The sequence below is a fragment of the Methylobacterium nonmethylotrophicum genome, assembly GCF_004745635.1.
In the GTDB taxonomy this organism is placed as follows: Bacteria; Pseudomonadota; Alphaproteobacteria; order Rhizobiales; family Beijerinckiaceae; genus Methylobacterium; species Methylobacterium nonmethylotrophicum.
In genome coordinates this window covers 74,529-96,540 of record NZ_SRLB01000009.1, presented here as the reverse complement: position 1 = coordinate 96,540, position 22,012 = coordinate 74,529, and the positions used below count along the sequence as shown (strand labels likewise).

The following is a 22,012-nucleotide window of genomic DNA, read 5'->3' as shown; positions in this document are numbered from 1 at the left end:
CCCGACGCGTCGCGGTTGGGGGGATGGGCCGCTTCACGTCGGGCATCGCCGCCGGGGTCGGCAGGCCGAGCCCGTTCTGGACTCGGCCTGCCGTGGCACGTGGCGCAGGGTCGTCTGGGGGGCGACGATGATGACCCGGCGCCTCGGCCCTCGGGGCCTGCGGCGCGGCGCCGCCCTGGGGGTGAGCGGGCGACGTCGCGTCCGGCGACCCTGCCGGTATGGACCCGCCCGGCTTACGCCCGTGTCTCCGCTCCATGAACTCGGCGTAATCTTCGATCTCGGCGCAGCCGTCGCCGGAGCGGGCGGGATCCGCTCCGGCCTGGCGGCCTCACACCACCGGCGGCGCGGTGGCGGCGGCGTCGGGGGCCGGCGATCGGGTGCCCGAGACGAGCGGGCCGTCGCCGTGGACGAGCGTCATCACCAGGGCGATGCCCGCCAGCAGCGCCGCCACCACCGCCGGCACCAGGAAGGCGCGCTCGCCGAAGGCGCCGTGCAGCAGGCCGCCGGCGATCGCCCCGACCGTGAGGGCGGCCCAGAGCGGCGCCTGGATCCAGAACGACGGCGAGGGGTGGCCGAGGAGCAGGTTGGCGAGGCCGGTGCCGAAGCGCACCACGGCGCCGGTCACGTAGGTGAGCGCCAGGCTGCGCCCCTCCTCGTCCTGCAGCACCGCGTTCTGCATGCCGAGCGCCAGCACGATCGGGTAGGCGTGGAGCGGGAACTCTTCCGGCCCGCGCGGCATGATCAGGCCGACGCAGAGCAGCAGCGCCTGGAGGCCGAGCAGCACCGCGAGCCGCCAGTAGCCGACCGCGGCCGCCAGCAGCGTGCCGAGGAACGCCCCGAAACAGAACAGCGCGATCGTGCTGCCGACCCGGGTGACGTTCCCCCACTCCCCCAGGCTGACCGCGGCGCCGAGCCGGGTGGTGTTGCCGCTCATGAACGACATGAACAGCTGCGAGAATTCGAGGAACCCGATCGCGTCCGCGCAGCCGGCCAGCGCCGACAGGGCCAGCGCGAACGGCACCCGCGTGTTCGCGGCGGCCGGAAAGGCCTTGGTTTCCTTCTCCGCTGGCATTCAGCCTCTCTCCTGTGCTGCCGTCGGGGCAGATATCGCACCGATGCAGAACAGGAAGGGAGCGTGACGGTTCCGCTGCACCGCACGCACGGTCGGTTCGGGCCCGTCCGGGCGCGCCCCTCAGGCGCGGCGCAGGCCCGGCAGCGCGTCCGCGAGGACGTTGTAGTCGAACGGCTTCGACCAGGCCGGGATCGCCCCGTAATCGGCCGGGATCGCGCGGGTGTCGTAGCCGGTGGCGAAGATCATCGCGACGCCGCGCCGGCTCAGCTCGGAGACGAGGGGGTAGACGAGCTCGCCGCGCAGGTTGATGTCCAGCACCGCGAGGTCGAGGACCTGCGACGACATGAGCGCCCAGGCCTCCCCGACCGTCGGCACCGGGCCGACTACCTCGACGCCGTGCCGGGTCAGCGCCCGCGAGATGTCGTCGGCGATGAAGTACTCGTCCTCGACCACGAGTACCCGGAGGGGATCGGACCTCTTGTGTTCGGTCATCGGTCGGTCCTCGCCTCGGCCGGCATGCCCGCGCGGGTGCCCGCGAGCCGGGATCCTATCACGATCCGGCGAGTTTCGTCGCTCATGCAACTCGCGGCTGCGGAACGGCTGGGGATGAGGCCTGCTTGTCCCGCCTCAATAGAGGCGGGTGCGGTAGGCTTCCTCCATCAGCCGCTCGGCCTCGGCGACGCCGATCGCCTCGGTCTGCTCGGCGAGCACGCGGCCGAGGCTCGGAAAGCTCTCCCGCGGCACCTGCGCCTCCGGGTCCCAGAGCCGGGCGCGCATCACCGCCTTGCCGCAATGAAAGAAGGCCTCGCGCACCGACACGACGAGCCCGGTCTGGGGCACCTTGCCCTGGGCGGCGAGCGGCGCCAGCAGGGCGGCCTCGGTCGTGATGCGGGCGGTGCCGTTCACCCGCAGGGTCTCGGTGATGCCCGGCACCAGGAAGATCAGCCCGATGCCCGGCGCCGCCAGGAGGTTGGCGAAGCTGTCGGCGCGGTTGTTGCCGCGCCGGTCCGGGATCAGCAGGGTGGCGTCGTCGAGGACCTGGACGAAGCCCGGCGCGTCGCCCCGCGGACTGGCATCGGCGCGGCCCTCGGCATCCGCGGTGGCCACGACCAGGAACGGCGACAGCGCGATGAAGGCGCGGGCGTGGCCGTCGAGCCGGGGCAGCACCTTGTGCTCGGCCAGGCGGCTGACCGGGCCCATATGGCCGCGCAAGGTCGCCGCGTCGCGAATCTCGTCCATCCGCCCCCTCCGCCCGTGCGGCCTGTTGTCAGCCGCGCCCACCTTGCGCGGAACCGCCCTATGTCGCGCAAGGGTGAGGTTTTCGGGCGCGCGAAGCAAGCGATGACATTCCACGGCCTCATGCGGCCCCGGCGGGCCGGGCGCCTCGTCCTCGCGGCCCTTCTCCTCGGCCTCGCCGGGCCGGCCGCGGCGGGGCTGACGCAAAACGACCTCTCGGGCGTCCGCCTGGCGCCGCCCCCGGGGGCGCGGGCTCCCCTCGACGCGAGCCTGACCGACGCCGCCGACGGCCGGCACCTCAGCCTCGGCCAGGCGCTGGCCGGGCGGCCTTCCCTGCTGATACCCCTCGACTATGCCTGCCGCAACGTCTGCGACCCGATGCTCGCGGTCGCCGGCACGGCGCTCGCGGCGACCGGGCTCGCGCCCGGGACGGATTACCGGCTCGTCACCCTCGGCATCAACCCGCGGGCCGATGCCGGCACCGCCCGCGCCATGGTGGCGGCGCAGCTCGGCGCCGGGCCGCTCTTCGCCAGCGCCGTGGTGCTGACCGGGGCGCCGGGACCCGTCGAGGCGGTGACCCGGGCGGTCGGCTACGCCTACGCGTATGACCGCGACACGGAATCCTACGCCCACCCGGCCGGGGCGCTCGTGCTCGCCGGCGACGGCCGGGTCGCCCGGGCGCTGTCGCCGCTCGCCATGACCGCCCGCGACCTGCGCCTCGCGCTCGTCGAGGCCGGCGAGGGCCGGGTCGGGGCGCTCTCCGACCGGCTGCTGCTGCTCTGCTACGGCTACGACCCGCAGACCGGGATCTACACCCCCCTGATCCGCCGCATCCTCGCGGGGTCCGGCGCCGCCACGGTGGCGGGCATCGCGCTCCTGGTGCTGTGGCTGCACCGGCGCTCGCGCCGGGCGGGGCCGGCTTGACGACGGGACGCGATGACGCCGGTCCCGCCTGGGCGGGCGGGCGCCGGCGGTGCAGAGTGCGCGGCCGACAGGAGCGGGCGCCTCGACCGCGCCCTCATCGACCTCCCGCAGGTCCGCCACGTGGCCGCCGAAGAGGACTCGAGAGCCAGGATGATTGCCCCCCTCGTCATCACGGTGGCGCCCAACGGCGCCCGCCGCACCAAGGCCGACCACCCGGCCCTGCCGATCGACCCGCGGGAGATCGGGCTCACCGCCGCCCGCTGCCGCGAGGCCGGCGCCGCGATGATCCACCTGCACGTGCGGGACGCGGAGAACCGCCACACCCTCGACCTCGACCGCTACCGGGCGGCGCTCTCCGCCGTGCGCCGGGAGGCGGGACCGGAGATGATCTGCCAGGTCACCACCGAGGCGGTCGGCCTCTACGCCCCGGCCGAGCAGATGGCGGCGGTGCGGGCGCTCAAGCCCGAGGCGTTCTCGGTCGCCCTGCGCGAGCTCTTCGCCGAGCCGGAGGACGAGGCGGCGGCGGCCGCCTTCCTCTCCGAGCAGGCCCGGGGCGGGGTGCTGGTGCAGCACATCCTGTACGATGCCGGCGACGTCACCCGCTTCCAGGGCCTGGCGGCGCGGGGGCTGATCCCGCTCGAGCGGGCGAGCGTCCTGTTCGTGCTCGGCCGCTACGCGGTCGGCCAGCGCTCGGACCCGGCGGACCTGCTGCCGTTCCTCGGCGCCTGGACCTCCGAGCATCGCCTCGACCTGCCCTGGGCCCTGTGCGCCTTCGGACCCCGGGAGGCGGCCTGCCTGATCGCCGCGGCGGCGCTCGGCGGGCACGCGCGGGTCGGGTTCGAGAACAACCTCTGGCGGCCAGACGGGAGCCTCGCGCCCGACAACGCCGCGCAGGTCGCCGCCCTCGCCGCCCTGGCGCAGTCGGTCGGCCTCGCCGTCGCGACGCCGGTGCAGGCGCGGGCGCTGTTCGCCGGGGACGCCTGAGGGGCAAGGCGGTGGCGTGGACGCGCGCCCTGCCCGTCGTCACTCCCGTCGCGCGGCCGTGTCAGACCCTGGACCATCGCCTATGGTCGGACGCAGCCCAGCCGACGCGGAGCATCCCCCCGTGAGCCGTTATCGCCTCCATTACTTCCCGGAATCGGGCAACAGCTACAAGCTGGCGCTGATGCTGACCCTGTGCGGCGAGACGTTCGAGCCGGTCTGGACCGATTTCGGCGCGCGGGTGACGTGGACGCCCGAGTGGCGGCGGACCGTCAACGCCATGGGCGAGATTCCGGTGCTGCAGGACGAGGGCGAGAGCCTGACGCAGACCGGCCCGATCCTGCTGCGCCTCTCCGAGCGCTACGGCCGCTTCGGCGGCGACGGCGAGGCCGGGCGGTTCGAGGTGCTGCGCTGGCTGTTCTGGGACAACCAGAAACTCTCCGCCCACATGGCCACCTACCGCTTCATGCGCACCTTCAGCCGCGCGGCCGATCCGGCGGTGCTGCGGTACCTGCGGGCGCGTGTGGACGATTTTCTGGGCATCCTCGCGCAGCAGGTCGCGGATCGCGCCTTCGTCACCGGCGAGCGGGCGACGATCGCCGACCTGTCGCTCTGCGCCTACCTGTCCTTCCCGGCCGACGAGACCGGCGACGACCTCGCGACCAGCCATCCGGCGATCCATGCGTGGCTCGGGCGCATCGCGGCCTTGCCGGGCTGGCGCTCGCCCTACGACCTCCTGCCCGGGCCGAGGCTGCCCCGCTTCGACGGGCCGAAGGGCGGCGAGCGGTAGGGCGGCTCGGCCCGGCCGGTCGCGGGACGTCAGCCCGGCGCCGGGCCGCCGCCGCCGCGGGCCTCCGGGGCGGGGCTCGCGCCCGCGGCAGGGTTGGCACCCGCAGCGGGGCTCGCCTCCGGCTTCGGGCGCTCGGGGGCGGCGCTCTCGGGGTAGCGGACGCGGTAGGCGCGCAGGAACTCGGTGAGCGTCTCGGCGCTGGTCGCCTGGCGGACGAGGCTGCGGAAGGCGGCGGTGCCGGAGGCGTTCGGGGCGGCGACGAGGCCGAAGGTGCGGGCGTCGGGGCTCTCGGCCATCTTCTGGGTGTACTTCGTGCGCAGCCGGTCCAGGCTCAACGGATCCTCGGCGAGCGCGTAGGCGATCGCCGCCCGCATCACGGCGGCGCGCTCGCCGTCCGCGAGCGGGCCGGGATCGCGCCAGCGTGTGCCGAGCAGGGCCTCGTGCGCCTCCCCGGCCTCGCGCCAGCGCCGGGCGCCCCACAGGATGTCGCCGCGCAGATGCGCGATCTCCGGGCCGTCGCTGCCCTCGAGCATCTCGAGGGCGAGGTCGGTGCGCGACAGGTCGGAGAGGGCGCGAGCCTCGAGGAGCAGGCGCGCGTCGCGGATCTGCGCCGGCAGTTCCGGCAGGCGGGTATTCTGCAGCACCTTGAGGGCCTTGAGCGGCTCGCCGGCCATCAGCCGCACGGTCGCGAGCCGCGCCGCCACGCTCGCCCGCGCGGCCCCGGTGAGGCGGTTGTCGACCTGGTGCTGCAGGAGGTCGCCGGCGGCGTCGAGGAGGTCGAGGGCGACGAGGCGGTCGGCCAGGCGCCGCACGATCTCGTCGCCCTGGCGGCCGACCGGGGTGAATTCCTTGAAGTCGTAGAACAGCGCCAGGGCCTCGATCCGCCCGAGGCTCGCGCCCCGGTCCGACAGGAACAGGGCGGCGAACAAAGCCACCGTGTCGTCGTGCAGGCCGCGGGTCGCCGGATGGTCGGGATAGAGGCGGTTGGCGTTGCGGGCGGCCACGAAGGCGTCGCGCCAGCGGCCGACGGCGGCGTAGAGCCGGCCGAGCCGGGCCAGGGTCTCGGGCTCGGCCTCGGCCCGCCAGGTCAGCGACAGGCGCTCGAGACGGTCGATCGCCGCCTCCGGCGTCATGGTGCCGGCGGCCCGCCCGAGATCGACCATCCGCAGGGTCGCCTGGGCGGCCACCGGCGGCTCGCCGGCCTCGGCGAGACGCTGGTAGGCGCGCCGGGCCTCGCCGTCCTGGCCGATCGCCTCGGCGAAGCGGGCCTTGAGGAAGGCCAGGCGGTCGCGCTCGAGCGGCCGCTCGGGCAAGGCCGGCGCCGCGGTGAGCGCCCGCTGGGCGAAGGCCGGGTCCTTGGCGTCCAGCGCGGCTTCCGCGGCCGCGAGGTAGAGCGGCAGCTGCAGGTCCTCCGGATAGGCCTCGATCAGCGGCAGCCCAGCCTTGAAGGCGGCGAGCGCCGGGCCGCTGCGCCGGGCCCGCGCGTCGAGCACGCCGCGCCAGAGCCGCAGCTCGGCGTCCTGGACCTGCTTGCCGTCGGGGCTGAGGATCGCGGCCGCCCGCGCGTCCTGGCCGAGGCGCAGGGCCGCGATGGCCGAGAGCAGCCGCACCGGCCGCTCGGCCGCGAGCGCCGCGTCCTCCCGGGTGGCGTAGGCCAGGACCCCGACCGCCTCGGCCGTGAAGCCGTTGGCGAGGAGCACCCGGGCGAGGTCGAGCCGCGCGGCGGACCGGGCCGGCCGCTCCGCCGCAGCCGCAGCCAGCTCCGCCGTCCGGATGCGGGCGCGCACGTCGCCCCGCTGGTCCTCGCTCCAGCGCTCGGGCTGGATCATCAGGCCGGCGGCGGCCTGCGCCGCCGCCTGGGCCGCGACCTCCGGCGATTCCGCCACCATCGGGGAGACCGACAGGCCGCCGGGCCGGGTGATCGTCACCTCGGCGAGGCCCGGGCGCACCACGAGGTCGTCGGCCGCGGCCAGCACGGCGACGCCCTGGCGGCTCGGCAGCAGCTCGAACTCGACGAAGCGGCCCCGCTTCGGCATTCCGGCGATGCGGGGCCCGCGGGCCGTCACCACGGCGACGCGCTCGCCGTCGCGCTCGAGCCAGAGCGCGCCGCCGGGGCGCGCGAGCGGCACCGCCACGGCGGGTTTGCCCGCGGGATCGGCGCTGCGCTGCGGGGCGAGCAGGTCTCCGCCCGGCGCGCTGCCGTCGCCGAGCACCAGGTCCCAGCCCTGCCCCTCGCCGGCGGCGAGCTGCGCCAGCGTGCCCGCTTCGAGGCGCAGCCGCAGGACCGTGAAGGCCCCCTCCGCCCTGGGTCCCTCGGCGACGCTCACCGGCGCCCCCGCCGGCAGGACGGGCAGGCCGATTCCGGCATTCGTCTCGAACACCAGGGTGGCGAGGCCGGCGCGCTCGAACAGGGCGGCGGGCGGCCGGGCCGAGAACGGGAAGGTGAGGCGCAGGCCCTGCCCGGCCCGGGCGATCCGGGCCTGGACCGGCCCGGCGGGGGCGGGCTCCGGTTCCGCCGGGGCGGGCGCCGGGGCCTCGGCCTGGGAAGCGGGCTTCTGCGGAGGCGCCGGCGCGGGCGCAGAGGGCGGGGCCGGCGCCGGGGCAGGCGGCAACGCCTCCGTCTGCGCGCCGGCCCCGGGCTTGGCGGCCGGCTTCGTCAGGTCGAGGATGTAGGCATCGTCCTCCCGGTAGCCCTCGGCCGCGTAGCCCTCGGCGAGCTTCAGGGTGATGCGGGCGGCGTCCGGACCGGTCTCGGCGCCGAGCGCCGTCACGGCCGGCTGCAGGCCGGCCCGGGCCTCCGACGCCTCGATCGCGTAGGTGCCGGGGAGGCGCAGGCGGATCTCGGAGCCCAGCCGCTCCAGGCTCACCTCGGCCTCCCGCGGCAGCCGGATCGAGAGGCGGGTCAGGGTCGGCAGGGTCGCGGCCTCGAGGCGCAGCGGCACCGTACGCTGAGCCCGGGCGGCGTCGCGGCGCAGGCGCGCGCTCAGCTCCTCGGCCCGGCGGGAGAGGTCGGCGAGCACCTCCGGCGGCAGGCCCGGCGGCAGCCCGGTCCAGCTCTCCGGCAGGAGGTCGATGAAGACCCGCTCGCCGGCCTCCAGCACGTTGACCCGGTAGGAGGCCTGGAGCGCGACCCGCAGGCCGGCGCCGTCCGGGTCGCGGCGAACCTGCGCCACGTAGGCCGGCATCTCGGCGGCCAGGCGCTCGCGCTGGCCCGTCACCGGCTCGCGGAAGCTCACCACCAGCACGCCGCCCGTGACCTTGGCGGCCACCTTGACGCCGTGGTCGAAGGTGAGCGCGATGCGGCCGAAATTCTTCTGCTCGCTGCCCTGGATCGCGACGAGCTGCGCCGCGGCAGCCGCACTCGCCCCGGCGGTCCATCCCGCCAGCGCGATCAGCGCCGCGAGCCAGCGGCTCCTGCCCGTCGAACCCATCGCGATCCGCCCGTAAACCCCGAGCCCGCACCATGCCGGCACACGGCTAACGAGGGCTTAAATCCGGGATGCACCGTCGGTGGAGGGGCGCCCGAGGAGGCCCGGGCGCTCGCTCAGCGCACCCCGTCGATCGCCGGCAGCTCGCCCGGCGGCAGGCCTGGCGCAGCCGCGGCGGATTTCGGCGTGCCGGCGCCGCGGGCGCGCTGGGCGAGCGCCACGGTCAGGCGCTCGGCGGCCTCGGGCTGCATCACCGCCAGCACCTCGGCCATCTTGCGCGGGTTCATGCCCACCACCACCGGCACCAGCACGTCGAGCTTCAGACGGTCGAAGACCCGGGCGGCCTCCTTGGGCTTCATCGTCTCGTACATCGTCACCAGGGACTTGAGCCCCGCGGCCTCGGCTTCGGCGCGCCGGGCCGCCGCGTCGTCGCCCTTCTGCTCCAGGGTCCTGAGGTCGTTGATGCGGCTCTCGAGCTTGCGCTCCGCGTTCTCGATCAGCTGCTCGCGGGTCTCGAGGTCGCGCGAGCGCTGCTGGAGGGCGTCGCGCCTCTGGCCGAGCTTCTCGAGGATCGCCCGCTCGGACGACGAGACCGGCTCGGCGGCCGGGCGCGGCGCCTCCGGCGGCGGCGCGGCGGACGGCTCCTTGGAGGCTTCCTTGGGCGAGACCGAGCCGGTGATCGCCGGGTCGGCGGGCTCGTAGCCGGAACGGGCGTGGATCAGGAGCTCGGCGAAGCGCATGCCGGTGGACGGCCCGGCCGAGAGCAGGGCGAGCACCTTCAGCAGCAGCAGCCCCGAGGCCGCCACCGCCACCGCATCGACGAGGCGCAGGCGGATCATCGGCCCGCGCCAGGCCTTCGACGCCGCGAGGCGCCGCACCAGGACCGCGAGGGGGACGGGCGGCTGCGGGACCGTGGCCGGCAGCGCGGCGGCCGTGCTCGTACCGCCGGCGACGGCAGCGCCGGCCTTGGGCTTCGCGTCCCCGGCCGTCGCCGCTGGCGGTGCGGCCGCGGCCGGCGGCGCGCCGGTCGCGGCCGCCGGCAGCCCGGCGAAGCGGCGCAGGAGCAGCGCGAGGGTCATGCCGCCTGGGCCTGGAGGCGGCTCAGGGCCCGCTCGCTGAGGGCGCGGGCGGCGGCGGCGGCGGCGCCGAGGCGCTCGCCGGTGGAGACCGGCCGCGGCTCGGGCGCGGGCGGCGGGACGGGAGCGGCCGGCGCCGGGGCGACGGGCGCCGGGGCCTGCACCGACGCCTGCGCCGGCACCGGCGCTTGCGCCGGCGCGAAGGCGGCCTGGACGTAGGCGGCCTGCGCGGCCGGCGTCATGCCGACCGAGGCCATGTCGGCGGGCGCCGTCGCCCGGGCCTGGGACACGATGCGGCCGATGCGGGAGAGGACCTCGTCGCCGGCCTTGAGCTGGGCGGCGAGATCGGCATTGGTGCGCTCGGCGAGGCGCAGGCGCTCGGCCAGCGTGCGGTCGCACTCGGCGAGCGTGCTGCGCAGGCCGGCGATCGCCCGCTCGGCGGATTCGGTGGCGCCCATCAGGTCGCCGATGGTCTGGCGCATCGCCGCCTCGTCGCCCTTCAGGCGGGTGATGCGGCGGCCGAGGCTCACCGAGGTGGCGATGCAGGCGGCGAGCAGGATCGCCACCAGCAGGTCGGCCAGGATGCTGACGATCAGGCTCACGACGCGGCCTCGCTCCGGGACTGGGAAAGGGACATGCGGTTTCAGCCGTCCTTGCGGTTCTGCATCGAGGCCTCGAAGGCCGCGAAGGTGGTGCGGGCGCGGCGTAGCGGTCGGGTGACCTGCACGGCGATGCTGTCGTCGAGCCGCCCGATCCGGCCTTGCGTCATCGCCCAGTCGCCGCAGCGCAGGGTGATGAGGTCGGCGGGCTTGGCGTCGAACATGATGGTGTCGCCGACCTCGAGCGAGAGCACCCGGCGCAGGGGAAGCGACATCTCGTGCAGCACCGCCTCGACCGCGACGTCGGCCTGGAAGATCTCGGTGGCGAGGTGGCCCTCCCAGATGTGGTCGCGGCCGAGCTTCTCGCCCATGAAGCTCTGGAGGAGCAGGTCGCGGATCGGCTCGATCGTGGCGTAGGGAAAGAGGATCTGGAGGAGCCCGCCGCGGCCCTCCATGTCGAGCTTGAGGTCGATCAGGATCGCGGCGTTGGCCGGCCGCGTGATGGTGGCGAAGCGCGGGTTGGTCTCGATCCGGTCGATCTGGAAGCGCACCGGCGAGAGCGGCTGGAACGAGGCCTCGAGGTCGCCGAGGATGATCTCCACCATCCGGCGCACCAGCTGCATCTCGATCGGCGTGAACGGCCGGCCGTCGAGGCGGATGCTCGAGCCGCCGCGCTTGCCGCCGAGCAGCAGGTCGAGGGTCGAGTAGGCGAGGTTCGACTCGACCGTCACCAGGCCCGAATTCTCCCAGGCATCGGCCCGGAAGACGCCGAGCAGCGTCGGCAGCGGGATCGCGTTCAGGTAGTCGCCGAAGCGCACCGAGGTGATGTTGTCGAGCGTGACCTCGACGTTGTCCTGGAAGAAGTTGCGCAAGCTCGTCGACAGCAACCGGATCATCCGGTCGAAGACGATCTCGAGCATCGGCAGGCGCTCGTACGAGACGACGCCCGAATCGACGATGGCCCGGATGCCGCCGGCGCCCGAGGCCGACAGCTCCCGCAGCGAGAAGCCGAGGACCTGGTCGATCTCCTCCTGGTTCAGGATGCGGTCGTTGCCGGCGAGCTCGGGGAGGTTCTCGGTCTCGCCCTCGTCGATCATGTTGGCCCATTCGGCCGCCATGTCGCTTCCCTGGGTGGCGGTGCCCTGCTCCGCCAGCGCCGCGCCCCACTCCTCCGCGAGGGAGGCGTCGCCGCCCCCGCCCTGCTCCATCAGGGCGGCGGCCCAGTCGTCGTCGTCGATCGTGTCGTCAGGTCCGGCCACGGAAGCACCAAATCCCGCTCGAGGATGCTACTGGATGATGAAGTCCTTGAAGAGCACCGCGTCGACCTTGGCGGGGTAGACCGCCACGTTGACCCGGCGCAGCAGCTCCTCCCGCATGCGGTAGGTGCCGCCCGCCGCCTCGAAGTCGGCGGCGCGCAACTCGCGCAGGAAGACCTGGAAGGTGTCCTCGACCCGCGGCATCAGCGGCTGGATCTCGGACGCCACCTTGGCGTCCCGCACCTCGAGGGCGAGCTTCAGACGCACGAAGCGCAGCTGGGACTGCCCGGGCGCCGGCATCAGGTTCAGGGTCATCTCGCGGACGTCCATGAACGCGACCGGCAGCGTCTGCTCGACGGCCGGCTTGTCGGCATGGGCGCGGCTGCGCATCACCAGGAACCCGCCGCCGCCCGCGCCCGCGACCAGCAGCACGCCGGCGGCGATGAGGATGACGCGCTTCTTCGTCGAGCCGCCGGTCGCGGGGGCTGCCTCCCCCTCCTCGCCCTCGGCTTCCGGAGCCGGGGCCTTCTTGGGCTTCTTGGCCATCGCGCCCGCCGTCCAAACCTTCGCTACCCGCCATCGGGACCCATGCGGAGAGTGTGGGAGCTTGGTTAACGTGCCGTTAAGGCGGCAAATTCTGCCCGGTCGAAACTGCCGGGTCGGCACGGAACGCCCCCTCGCGGCGGCGGCGTCGATTAACCAAGCATTTGCCATAACAGCAGAAATCCCGGTGCATCGGCCTGGCACGGGCCCTGCGATCAACCGTGCACGGGTCCGCCGCTGGGGAGCGGGGTGGCCCGGATCCAGGCCGCATCGTCGGGGAGCGTCAGGACCGATGCAGAACTCTCAGTTGATCGGGCTCTCGGCCCAGATGGCCTTGAGCCGCGAGCTCGAGGTCATCGCCAACAACATGGCCAACGTCACCACGACGGGCTTCAAGGCGCGGAACACGCGTTTCCAGGAATACCTGATGCCGAAGGCGAGCGCGGAGAGCTTCCAGCGCCCCGACCGCAAGCTGTCCTACGTCATCGACGCGGCCACGCCCCTCGACCTGGCGCAGGGGCCGGTCGAGACCACCGGCAACCCGCTCAACGTGGCGGTCCGGGGCGAGGCCTTCCTGGCGGTCCAGACGCCGCAGGGCGAGCGCTACACCCGCAACGGCGCTTTCGAGATGAACCCCCAGGGGCAGATCGTGACGAGCGACGGCCATCCGGTGCTCGGCGACGGCGGCCCGATCCAGATCGGCCAGCAGGAGACCGGGCTGACGATCGGTCCGGACGGCACCGTGTCGACCAACCAGGGCACCCGCGGCAAGATCCGCCTCGTCACCTTCGCGGACCCGCAAGGGCTGACGAATGCCGGGGCGAACCTCTACGCGTCGAACGCCCCGCCGCAGGCCGCCGGCCCGCAGGCCCGGGTGGTGCCGGGGGCGCTCGAGCGCTCGAACGTCCAGCCGGTCCTGGCGATGACCCGGATGCTGGAGGTGAGCCGGGTCTACCAGCTCGTCTCCGACACGGTCTCGCGGCTCGATTCCCTGCGCGGCACGGCGATCCAGCGCCTCGCCGACGTCGGCAACGCGTAAGGGGAGCTCCGACGATGCGCGCGCTCTACGCCGCCGCCACCGGCATGGCGGCCCAGGAACTCAACGTCCAGGTCATCTCGAACAACATCGCGAACCTGCGCACCACCGGCTACAAGCGCCAGCAGGCGCATTTCCAGGATCTGCTCTACCAGAACCTGCGCCGGGCGGGCTCGGCCACCTCGGACCAGAACAACCAGCTGCCGGCGGGCCTCGCCCTCGGCTCGGGCGTCAAGACCACCTCGACCGCCCGGGTGATGTCGCAGGGCACCCTGACCTCGACGGAGAAGACCTACGACATCGCCGTGCGCGGCGAGGGCTTCTTCCAGATCACGATGCCGGACGGCCGCACCGCCTATACGCGGGACGGCTCGTTCGACCTCGACGCGCAGGGGCAGATCGTCAGCCGCGACGGCTACCTGATGAACCCGAACATCACGGTGCCGAACACCGCCACCAGCGTCACCATCAGCGCGTCGGGCATCGTGCAGGCGACGATCCCAGGCCAGACCGCGCCGCAGAACCTCGGCCAGATCCAGATGGCCCGGTTCATCAACAAGGTCGGCCTGGAATCGATCGGCGACAACCTGTTCACCGAGACCCTGGCCTCGGGCCCGCCGATCACCGGCAACCCCAATACCGACGGGTTCGGCTCGCTGCAGCAGAGCTACCTCGAGGAGGCGAACGTCAACGCCGTCTCGGAGATCTCCTCGCTGATCGCCGCGCAGCGCGCCTACGAGATGAACTCGAAGGTCGTGACCGCCGCCGACCAGATGCTGTCCACCACCTCGCAGATGTTCCGCGGATGAGCGCCCCGATGACCCGACCCGTCGCTTCCGCCCCGGCGGCCCGGCGCGCGCTGCTCGGCGCCGGCATCCTGTCGCGCACCGCCCTCGCGCTGCTCGCCCTCGGCCTCCTGACCCTGCCGGTGCTGGCCGAGGGCCCGCGCCTGACGCTCAAGGGCGACATCACCGCCGAGCGCGACGTCATCACCCTCGGCGACCTCGTCGCCGGGGCACCGCCGGCGCTGGCCCAGAAGGCCCTGTTCCGGGCGCCGGCGCTGGGCTCCTCCGGCACGATCCAGGTGCGCCGCATCGTCGAGGCGGCGGCCGGCCTCGGGCTCGACGCGCCGGAGAGCGGCGGCCGCCTGCAGGTCTCGGTGCAGCGCGCGGCCCGCCGCATCGGCGCGCCGGAGATCGAATCCGCCGTGAAGGCGGCCCTTGCCAAGCAGCGCGGGCTCGATACCGGCTTCGTCACCATCGCGTTCGAGGGCGATTCGCCGGTCCTGACGGTGCCGCCGGACCTCGTGAGCCCGGTCGTGGCCCAGGACGTGACCTACGATCCCCGCGGCCGGCGGGTCACCGCCCTGGTGATGGTGGGCGAGCGCCAGGCCTCGCTCCGGATCGCCGGGCAGGTGATCGAGATGGCGGACGTGGCGGTGCTCACCCGCGCGGTCAACCGCGGCGAGACGCTGGCGGCGACCGACGTCGCGGTCGAGCGCCGGCCCCGCGAGGGCCTGCCGGCCGACAGCGCGGGCGATCCGGCCGCCTTCGTCGGCCAGGTGGCGCAGAAGGCGCTCGGCGCCGGCACGGCTTTGCGCGGCGGCGACCTCGGCCGGCCGGACCTCGTCGCCCGCGGCGAGGCGGTCACGATCGTGTACGAGACCCCGGGCGTGGCCCTGGCCCTGCGCGGCCAGGCCCGCGACGGCGGCCCCCTCGGGGCGGTGATCGGGGTGATCAACCCGGTCTCCAAGAAGGTGATCCAGGCCACCGTGATCGGCCCCGGCCGCGTCACCGTGGCGCCGATCGTGCCGGTGACGGCCGCCGCACCCGCCCGGGTCGCCGCCGCCTCGCCGGCTGCCTTGCCGGCCGCTCTCCCGGTCCGGCCGTGAGGAGGCGCGCGATGCCCGTCACCCGCCTCGCCGCTCCCGTCATCGCGGCCCTGCTGCTCGCCGGCTGCAACACCGTCGACCGCCTCACGAATATCGGCGCGACGCCGGTGCTCTCGGCGATCGAGGATCCGACCGCCCAGCCCGGCTACCGCCCGGTGCGGCTGCCGATGCCGGACGTCCAGCCGGTCTCCTACGCGTCGAACTCGCTCTGGCGCACCGGCTCGCGGGCCTTCTTCAAGGACCAGCGCGCCGCCAAGGTCGGCGACCTCGTGACGGTGAAGATCAACGTCACCGACAAGGCCAACCTCAACAACGAGACCAAGCGCTCGCGCTCGAACAGCGAATCGTTCGGGATGCCCAACGCCTTCGGCCTCGAGACCAAGACCAAGCTCCTCGGCGGCATCGACCCGGCGAAGATGCTGACCACCGATTCCACCACCAGCAACGACGGCGCCGGCTCGGTCCAGCGGGCCGAGACCGTGACCACCAACGTGGCGGCGATCGTCACGCAGGTGCTGCCGAACGGCAACCTGGTGCTGGAGGGCCGCCAGGAGATCCGCATCAACTTCGAGGTGCGCGAGCTGATCGTCGGGGGCGTGGTGCGGCCGGAGGACATCGAGTCCGACAACACCATCGATTCGAGCAAGATCGCCCAGGCCCGCATCGCCTATGGCGGCCGCGGCCAGATCACCGACGTGCAGCAGCCGCGCTACGGCCAGCAGTTCCTGGACATCGTGCTGCCGTTCTAGCGAACGGTTGCCGTTCTGACGAAAGGGGGCCGTTCTGGCGAACGGCCTCATGGCAGGATCCCGCGCCGGGCGGCGCGCTCCCCCCTGAGCCGCCCGCACGCGGCGCGGCCCCGGCACTCCCCGCCGGGGCCGCTCTCGTTTCCGGTGACGACACGTCACGGGCCAAGATGCCGGGTGACATCACGCCTGAAGGAGAAAACGTCTCGCGACCCGTGCATGAACCCTCCCCCCTCTGCGGCGGAGGGTGGCCTACGGAGTAGGCCGGGAGAGGGGCAGCGCGACGGTGAAGGCTGTGGCGCCCTTCATCGCGGCGCGACCTCTCCGGAAGCGTGGTCCCCTCTCCCACCTCACTGCGTGAGGCACCCTCCCCCGCAGAGGAGGGAGGGTCGAGGGGAGAGCCCTTCGGCGCGGGGGCGCGACGAACCCGCCCCCTCAATCGTCCCGGTACACCCGCTCCCGGCGCTCGTGGCGCTCCTGGGCCTCGAGGGACAGGGTGGCGATCGGACGGGCCTCGAGGCGCTTGAGGGAGATCGGCTCGCCGGTCTCCTCGCAATAGCCGTAGGATCCGTCCTCGATGCGGGCGAGCGCCGAATCGATCTTGGCGATCAGCTTGCGCTGCCGGTCTCGCGCGCGCAACTCGATTGCCCGATCGGTTTCCGACGAGGCTCGATCAGTCAAGTCGGGGTGGTTCTCGTTCTCGCTCTGCAACGCCACCAGGGTGTCCTGGGCTTCGCGGAGAATGTCTTGCTTCCAACTCTGGAGCTTGCGGCGGAAATACTCCCGCTGCCGCTCGTTCATAAAGGGCTCGGCGTCATTGGGGGCGTAGCCCTCCTCGATCACGATCTTCGCCATCGCGCCCCTCGGATAACCGATGTTGTCATGACCGCGGCCGATGTCATGGCCGCGGCCCACTTGGCGCAGCCCTATAATAGAGCCTGGACGCCACCACAATGTCCCTGCGGCGACACGCAAGGTCCGGACCAGGGGACGGCGGCAATCTGCTGCAATCGTGTCACGGTGGCGGGCCATCTGCGCCGGCCTCCCCGGGGGGCTTCAGCGCCGCGGCGATGTCGGCCTCGAGGCGGCGGGCGAGCGGCTGCCGGTAATGCGTCGCGTCGAAGAACAGGGCGGGGTCGTGCCGCTCGGGCCGATCGCCGGACCAGTCGACGATGCGGCCCCGCGGCGCCACCGCCTGCCCCAGGGCGGCCCGGCAGGCCTGCGCGGCCGCCGCCCGGGGGGTGCCCGGCCGCGCCGCCGCCTCGGCATAGACCGGGGGGAAGACCAGCACCAGCGCCGCGCCGGGCGGGAGGCTTTCGGCCAGGGCGCGCAGGCGGGCGGCCGCCGGGAAGTCGGGCCCGCCCTCCCCCGGATCGGGATCGGCCGGGGCAGGCCGCGCGAGGCTGGCCGTTCGCTCCGGCGCGTCGGGGTCGCCGAGGCGGCGGTAATCCGGCTCGTAGTCCCAGTAGCCGTCCGGCGCCGCCCGGCGCGGCGCCGCGCGCGCCGCCCAGCCGATGCGGTTGACCACCTCCGCGGCGACGGTGAGACGCAGGAGGCCAAGCAGGTAGTCCGCCCAGTCCTCGGCGAGGAGCCAGTCCGGGAACGGCCGCAACGGCGGCAGCGCGGGGTCGCCGGTGCACCAGGTCGCATCGGCTCCGATGACCAGCGCCGCCGCCCGCGGGTGGTGGCGCAGGAAGTACCCCGCGACGCGCAGCTGCTCGCCCGGGCCGGTGCCCGGCACCGAGAGCTGCACGAACGGGATCCCGGTGGCCTCGCTGAGCCGCGCCGGCGAGACGAGCTGGATGTGCGAGTTGCCGACGATCGCCGCCGTGAAGGCGGGGTCGCGCCCCCGGCTCGCCGCGGCGGTGCGGGGGCCCTGCGGGCGCACGCCGTCGCGGGCGAGCAGCCGGGGCCGGCCGGTGTCGTAGGGGTCGATCGCGAGCGCCAGGGCGAGGTGGCCGGCAAGCAGCAGGGCGGCCGCCGCGACGAGGCGGATCGCGAAGCGGCGCCACGCCACCTGGCCAGGAACGGCCCCGGGCGGGGCGGGCGGGTCAGCGCGCATCGGGTCGGCCCCCGCTCAGAACTGGAAGTAGATGAACTCGTAATTGGCGTCGTCGCCGATGCGCAGCAGCACCGCGACGAGGAGCACCGCGAAGGCGATCGCCAGAGCCGGCCGGGGCGGCAGGCGGTGGACCGCCGCCCAGGCGGTCGGCCCGACGAGCGCCACCAGGGCCGCCGGCACGAAGGCCCGCCACTTGAAGCCGTGGCCGACCGGCGCAAGGCCGATGAGGCCCTTGAACACCGCGAGCGCCGCCTCGAAGCTGGTGGCGCGAAACAGCACCCAGGTCAGCGCCACGAAGGTGAAGGTGAGCGCCCAGCCGAGAAGGGCCGGCATCGGAAGGCCCGCCCGGCGCCACAGCACGCCGAGCCCGAGCCCGGCGCCGTGCGCCGCCCCCCAGGCCACGAAGGTGAGGCCGGCGCCGTGCCAGAGGCCGCCGAGGGTCATCGTGGCGAACAGGGCCGCGAGTTGGACGGGAAGGCCCCGGCGGTTGCCGCCGAGCGGCACGTAGAGGTAGTCGCGCAGGAAGCGCGACAGGGTCATGTGCCAGCGCCGCCAGAACTCCCGCAGGGAGGTGGCGCGGTAGGGCACGTCGAAGTTCTGCGGCAGCACGATCCCGAACAGCAGCGCGAGGCCGAGCGCCATGTCGGTGTAGCCCGAGAAGTCGAAGTAGATCTGGAACGTGAAGGCCAGCGTGCCCTGCCAGGCCTCCGCCACGCTCACCACCTTGCCCTCGGCGGCGGCCTGGAACACCGGGTTGGCGTAGGCCGCCAGCGGATCGCCGAGGAAGACCTTCTTGGCGAGGCCCAGACAGAGCAGCATCAGGCCGCGGCCGATCCGCTCGGCGGCGTCGGGCCGGGCATAGGGCTTCTCGTCGAACTGGTGGAGGATCTCGCTCCAGCGCACCAGCGGCCCGGCGAGCACCTGGGGCCAGAACGCGATGTAGAGGGCGTAGCGCGTCAGGCTCATCGGCGGCGCCCGACCGGCGCGCAGGTCGCTCAGGTACATCACGTGGTGGAAGGTGAAGAACGAGATGCCGAGGGGCAGGGCGAGGCTCGGCCGCGTCAGGTCGTGGAGCCCGGGCAGCAGCGCGGCGAGGCCGGCCAGGAAGCCCGCATACTTGAACACCGCCAGCACCGCGAGGTTCGCCGCGATGGCGAGCGGGATCAGCAGGCCTGCGCGGCTCGTCGCGAACCAGCGGGCGACGAGCCAGTTCAGCCCGATCGAGGCCACGAGCAGCGGCACGAAGCGCGGGTCCCACCAGCCGTAGAAGACGAGCGACAGCCCGACGAGGAGCGGCAGCCGCCAGCCCGGCCGGTGCAGGGCCACGACGGCGTGGAGACCCAACGCGACGGGCAGGAAGCCGAGCAGGAACGGGAAGGAGTTGAACAGCATCGTGGCCGGAGTGGCTCAGGTCTCCGGCGGCCGCAAGGCCGCTCGTCCGCAAACGGGCGCCGTCGTGTCGGATCGGCCGCATCAACGGCCGGTGGCCGCCCCCTCCGCCAGCCGCGCCTTGGCGGCGGCCACGAGGATGCCGGACCGGGTCTCGCCCCGGAGGGCGGCGGCCTGGCCGATCCGGCGCAGGACGCTCTCCTCGACCGAGACGCTGACCCGCACGGCTCTGCCGGTGCCGGCCTGGATCGTGCCGACCTGCGCGGCGATCACCTGGATGGATCGCGCCAGGCTCGCATCGCGACGTGCGGCGCTCCGGCCCAGCGTCAGCCTCCCGCCATCCCGAGCTTGGCCAGCTCCACCTGCGCCCGCAGGTCGATCTGGGCCAGAAGGTCGTCGAGGCGGGGATCTCCGGTGCCGCCGCCGCGCTCGGCGAGGCGGCCGGCGATCGCCTGAAGCTCGGCCGCGGCGACGCGGCCGCCGAGCAAGGCGGCCTTCAGGCGGTCGAGGGCGTCCAGGATGTCGTGGCCGCGCTTGGTCGCCCGGCGGCGGCGCTCGGCCGGCACCTCGTCCTGGCTCTGCAGGGTCAGGATGGCGCCCAGGCCCGCGAGCGGGACGGCGCTGCCGGCGCTGGTCGGCACCCGGGTGGCCTCCGCTCCGAGCGTGAAGAGGCCGCCTGCCTGCAGGGAGCGCGGACCGGCCCCCGACAGGGGGGCGGCCGCGAGGCGGGTATCGACGCGCATGAGGGGTGTCCGGGTCACGGGGGCGGTGAAGACCCGTCGAACCTCGCCCCAGTATGGTGAACGGGCCGTAAACGAGGCGGCAGAACTTGCCGCCGGGCCAAAACGACCGGGTCCTGACCGCCCCCCGGGCCGCCCGGCCGGAAACGGATCGGTAACCTTACCAGACACTTACGCCCGGCTTCGGGCCTGGCACGGTCCTGGCAGCAGGACGCCCGAGTTTCGGGACCCCATCATGCGCCTCCGCCTCCTCGTCCTCATGCTTCTCGCCCTCCTTCCCGTCCTGGCGGCCCGGCCCGCCCTCGCCCTGTCGCGGGTGAAGGACCTCGCCAGCGTCGAGGGGATGCGGACCAACCAGCTCATCGGCTACGGCATCGTGGTCGGGCTCAACGGCACCGGCGACACGCTCAACAACGCGCCCTTCACCAAGCAGTCGGTCCAGGCGATGCTGGAGCGGCTCGGGGTCAACACCCGCGGCGCCACCATGCGCACCGCCAACCTCGCCGCCGTGATGGTGACGGCGAACCTCCCCCCCTTCGCGGCGCAGGGCACGCGGATCGACGTCACGGTCTCCTCGCTCGGCGACGCCAAGTCGCTCCAGGGCGGCACGCTGCTCGTGACGCCGCTGCTCGGCGCCGACGGCGAGGCCTACGCGGTGGCGCAAGGGTCGCTCGCCATCGCGGGCTTCCAGGCCGAGGGGGACGCGGCCAAGATCACCCGCGGCGTGCCGACCAACGGGCGCATCGCCAACGGCGCGGTGATCGAGCGCGAGATCGCGTTCAAGCTCAACGAGCAGAAGTGCCTGCGGCTCTCGCTGCGCAACCCGGACTTCACCACCTCGAAGCGCATCGCCGCGGCGATCAACGACTTCATGGGCGCCGACACCGCCGAGCCGACCGACCCCTCCACCGTCACCCTGCAGGTGCCGGCGCGCTACCAGGGCAACATGATCCGGCTGCTCACCGAGGTCGAGCAGCTCAAGGTCGAGCCGGACCAGACCGCCCGGGTGGTGATCGACGAGCGCTCCGGCATCATCGTGATGGGCCGCGACGTGCGGGTCTCCACCGTGGCGGTGGCGCAGGGCAACCTCACCGTCACCATCACCGAGACGCCGCAGGTGAGCCAGCCGGCGCCGTTCTCCAACGGCGAGACGGTGGTGGTGCCGCGCACCGCCCTCAAGGTCGATGCCGGCGAGAAGAACAAGCTCGCCCTGGTCAAGGAGGGCGTGACCCTGCGCGAGCTGGTCGACGGGCTCAACGCGCTCGGCATCGGCCCGCGCGACCTGATCTCGATCCTCCAGGCCATCAAGGCCTCCGGCGCCCTCCAGGCCGACATCGAGGTGATGTGACGCCGGTCAGCCCTGCGCCCCGCCCCCTCGCCACTCTTCCTCGTCCCTCCCGATCCCGAGGTCATTGCCGATGATCCCACTCGCTCCCCTCGCGGCCTCCGCCGGCCTGGCGGCCGGCCAGGCCCTCGCCGGCGCCGTCACCTCCGGGCTGTCGGCCCTCACCGGCGACAAGTCCAAGATCCAGAAGACCGCCAAGGACTTCGAGTCGATGTTCCTGGAGCAGAGCCTCGACGTCCTCAACCGCTCGCAGGGCACCGACGGCCCGCTCGGCGAGAACGGCACCGGCGGCGGGATCTACCGGTCGATGCTCAACAAGGAATACGCCCAGTCGATCGTGCAGAGCGGCGGCGTCGGCATCGGCGACCAGGTGATGCGCGAGATGCTGCGCCTGCAGGGAGGCGCCGGTGCCTGAGGCGGGCCCGTCCGCTCCCGTCCGGGTCGCCGACGCCGAGGGCGCCGAGCGCCTGGTCGCCGAGACGCTGAGCGTCATGCGGGACCTCGAGGTGCTGCTCGGGCGCGAGAGCGACCACATCCGGGTCGGGCGCCTCGCGGAGGGCCTGGCCGAGGCGCCGCTGAAGACCGCGCTGTCGGGCGCCTACCTGCAGGGTCTCCAGGCCGTGAAGGCGAACGCCGTGGCGCTCGCCCGCTTCGCCCCCGAGGGCCTCGCCGCCCTGCGGGAGGCCCACGGGCGGTTCTCCGACGCGGTCGCCGCCAACCAGGCGGTCCTGGGGACCGCCCGGGCGATCTCGGAGGGTCTGTTGCGCAGCCTCTCGGCCGAGCTCACCCGCAGCGCCGAGCCCCAAGGCTACGGCATCGGCTACGGCACTCGTCCGGCCCCGTCGCCCTACGGCCATCGCCGGAGCGTGCCGCTGGTGCTCTCGCGCAGCCTGTGAGG

Annotated in this window: 23 protein-coding genes; 10 read left to right on the top strand and 13 right to left on the bottom strand. The window is 73.8% G+C overall.

Annotation, left to right across the window (positions count from 1 at the left end; translation table 11 throughout):
- Positions 1-328: 328 nt before the first annotated feature.
- The 3 genes from EU555_RS13730 to EU555_RS13720 form a co-directional block, all read right to left on the bottom strand.
- On the bottom strand, positions 329-1,072 hold the full coding sequence (locus EU555_RS13730; RefSeq protein ID WP_135415202.1) for a YoaK family protein: 744 nt from the start codon (positions 1,070-1,072) through the stop codon (positions 329-331).
- A gap of 120 nt (positions 1,073-1,192) precedes the next feature.
- The gene (locus tag EU555_RS13725; RefSeq protein ID WP_135415201.1) at positions 1,193-1,564 is read right to left on the bottom strand and encodes a response regulator; all 372 of its coding nucleotides are present in this window, start codon (positions 1,562-1,564) and stop codon (positions 1,193-1,195) included.
- Between the two features lie 135 nt (positions 1,565-1,699).
- Complete coding sequence (locus tag EU555_RS13720; protein ID WP_135415200.1) at positions 1,700-2,311, bottom strand: pyridoxamine 5'-phosphate oxidase family protein; 612 nt, start codon at positions 2,309-2,311, stop codon at positions 1,700-1,702.
- A gap of 102 nt (positions 2,312-2,413) precedes the next feature.
- Between EU555_RS13720 and EU555_RS13715 the strand changes: the two genes are divergently transcribed.
- The 3 genes from EU555_RS13715 (at position 2,414) to EU555_RS13705 (ending at position 5,003) form a co-directional block, all read left to right on the top strand.
- On the top strand, positions 2,414-3,232 hold the full coding sequence (locus EU555_RS13715) for a thioredoxin domain-containing protein (protein WP_245524296.1): 819 nt from the start codon (positions 2,414-2,416) through the stop codon (positions 3,230-3,232).
- A 150-nt stretch (positions 3,233-3,382) separates the two neighbouring features.
- Positions 3,383-4,216: a beta-keto acid cleavage family enzyme gene (locus EU555_RS13710; protein WP_135415199.1), complete on the top strand. Its 834-nt coding sequence runs from the start codon at positions 3,383-3,385 to the stop codon at positions 4,214-4,216.
- Between the two features lie 121 nt (positions 4,217-4,337).
- Positions 4,338-5,003, top strand: a complete 666-nt coding sequence (locus tag EU555_RS13705) for a glutathione S-transferase family protein (RefSeq protein ID WP_135415198.1) — start codon at positions 4,338-4,340, stop codon at positions 5,001-5,003.
- Positions 5,004-5,032: 29 nt separating this feature from the next.
- On the opposite strand, the gene EU555_RS13700 is transcribed toward EU555_RS13705, so the two are convergent.
- From EU555_RS13700 to fliL, 5 genes are all read right to left on the bottom strand, one after another.
- On the bottom strand, positions 5,033-8,434 hold the full coding sequence (locus EU555_RS13700) for a hypothetical protein (RefSeq protein ID WP_135415197.1): 3,402 nt from the start codon (positions 8,432-8,434) through the stop codon (positions 5,033-5,035).
- Positions 8,435-8,547: 113 nt separating this feature from the next.
- Positions 8,548-9,510 (bottom strand): MotE family protein, encoded by a 963-nt coding sequence (locus EU555_RS13695; RefSeq protein ID WP_425375112.1) that lies wholly within the window; start codon positions 9,508-9,510, stop codon positions 8,548-8,550.
- Positions 9,507-10,109 carry a DUF6468 domain-containing protein gene (locus EU555_RS13690; protein ID WP_135415196.1) on the bottom strand — a complete coding sequence of 201 codons (603 nt, stop codon included), beginning with the start codon at positions 10,107-10,109 and terminating at the stop codon, positions 9,507-9,509. The genes EU555_RS13695 and EU555_RS13690 overlap by 4 nt, the downstream gene beginning before the upstream one ends.
- Before the next feature lie 41 nt (positions 10,110-10,150).
- Positions 10,151-11,365: a flagellar motor switch protein FliM gene (fliM, locus tag EU555_RS13685; protein ID WP_135415195.1), complete on the bottom strand. Its 1,215-nt coding sequence runs from the start codon at positions 11,363-11,365 to the stop codon at positions 10,151-10,153.
- Between the two features lie 27 nt (positions 11,366-11,392).
- Complete coding sequence (fliL, locus tag EU555_RS13680; RefSeq protein ID WP_135415194.1) at positions 11,393-11,908, bottom strand: flagellar basal body-associated protein FliL; 516 nt, start codon at positions 11,906-11,908, stop codon at positions 11,393-11,395.
- A gap of 289 nt (positions 11,909-12,197) precedes the next feature.
- On the opposite strand from fliL, the gene flgF reads away from it, so the two are divergent.
- From flgF to flgH, 4 genes are read left to right on the top strand one after another with little or no spacing between them, the layout of a single operon-like run.
- Positions 12,198-12,944, top strand: coding sequence for a flagellar basal-body rod protein FlgF (flgF, locus tag EU555_RS13675; protein ID WP_135415193.1), 747 nt, complete (start codon positions 12,198-12,200; stop codon positions 12,942-12,944).
- Positions 12,945-12,958: 14 nt separating this feature from the next.
- Positions 12,959-13,750: a flagellar basal-body rod protein FlgG gene (gene flgG / locus EU555_RS13670; protein ID WP_135415192.1), complete on the top strand. Its 792-nt coding sequence runs from the start codon at positions 12,959-12,961 to the stop codon at positions 13,748-13,750.
- Positions 13,751-13,758: 8 nt separating this feature from the next.
- On the top strand, positions 13,759-14,832 hold the full coding sequence (flgA, locus tag EU555_RS13665) for a flagellar basal body P-ring formation chaperone FlgA (protein ID WP_245524295.1): 1,074 nt from the start codon (positions 13,759-13,761) through the stop codon (positions 14,830-14,832).
- Positions 14,833-14,843: 11 nt separating this feature from the next.
- Positions 14,844-15,581, top strand: a complete 738-nt coding sequence (flgH, locus tag EU555_RS13660; protein WP_135415190.1) for a flagellar basal body L-ring protein FlgH — start codon at positions 14,844-14,846, stop codon at positions 15,579-15,581.
- Positions 15,582-16,013: 432 nt separating this feature from the next.
- On the opposite strand, the gene dksA is transcribed toward flgH, so the two are convergent.
- From dksA to EU555_RS13635, 5 genes are all read right to left on the bottom strand, one after another.
- Positions 16,014-16,433 carry an RNA polymerase-binding protein DksA gene (gene dksA / locus EU555_RS13655; protein WP_048444005.1) on the bottom strand — a complete coding sequence of 140 codons (420 nt, stop codon included), beginning with the start codon at positions 16,431-16,433 and terminating at the stop codon, positions 16,014-16,016.
- Between the two features lie 160 nt (positions 16,434-16,593).
- A complete protein-coding gene (locus EU555_RS13650; protein ID WP_135415189.1) occupies positions 16,594-17,640 on the bottom strand; it encodes a hypothetical protein in 1,047 nt (348 codons plus the stop codon).
- Between the two features lie 15 nt (positions 17,641-17,655).
- Positions 17,656-19,032 carry an MBOAT family O-acyltransferase gene (locus EU555_RS13645; RefSeq protein ID WP_135415188.1) on the bottom strand — a complete coding sequence of 459 codons (1,377 nt, stop codon included), beginning with the start codon at positions 19,030-19,032 and terminating at the stop codon, positions 17,656-17,658.
- Positions 19,033-19,113: 81 nt separating this feature from the next.
- A complete protein-coding gene (locus EU555_RS13640) occupies positions 19,114-19,302 on the bottom strand; it encodes a type II toxin-antitoxin system HicB family antitoxin (protein ID WP_205820923.1) in 189 nt (62 codons plus the stop codon).
- A 53-nt stretch (positions 19,303-19,355) separates the two neighbouring features.
- A complete protein-coding gene (locus EU555_RS13635; RefSeq protein ID WP_135415187.1) occupies positions 19,356-19,772 on the bottom strand; it encodes a flagellar assembly protein FliX in 417 nt (138 codons plus the stop codon).
- Positions 19,773-20,004: 232 nt separating this feature from the next.
- Between EU555_RS13635 and EU555_RS13630 the strand changes: the two genes are divergently transcribed.
- From EU555_RS13630 to EU555_RS13620, 3 genes are all read left to right on the top strand, one after another.
- On the top strand, positions 20,005-21,117 hold the full coding sequence (locus tag EU555_RS13630; protein ID WP_135415186.1) for a flagellar basal body P-ring protein FlgI: 1,113 nt from the start codon (positions 20,005-20,007) through the stop codon (positions 21,115-21,117).
- A gap of 70 nt (positions 21,118-21,187) precedes the next feature.
- Positions 21,188-21,529 carry a rod-binding protein gene (locus EU555_RS13625; RefSeq protein ID WP_135415185.1) on the top strand — a complete coding sequence of 114 codons (342 nt, stop codon included), beginning with the start codon at positions 21,188-21,190 and terminating at the stop codon, positions 21,527-21,529.
- Positions 21,522-22,010 carry a hypothetical protein gene (locus EU555_RS13620; RefSeq protein WP_135415184.1) on the top strand — a complete coding sequence of 163 codons (489 nt, stop codon included), beginning with the start codon at positions 21,522-21,524 and terminating at the stop codon, positions 22,008-22,010. The genes EU555_RS13625 and EU555_RS13620 overlap by 8 nt, the downstream gene beginning before the upstream one ends.
- Positions 22,011-22,012 lie beyond the last annotated feature (2 nt).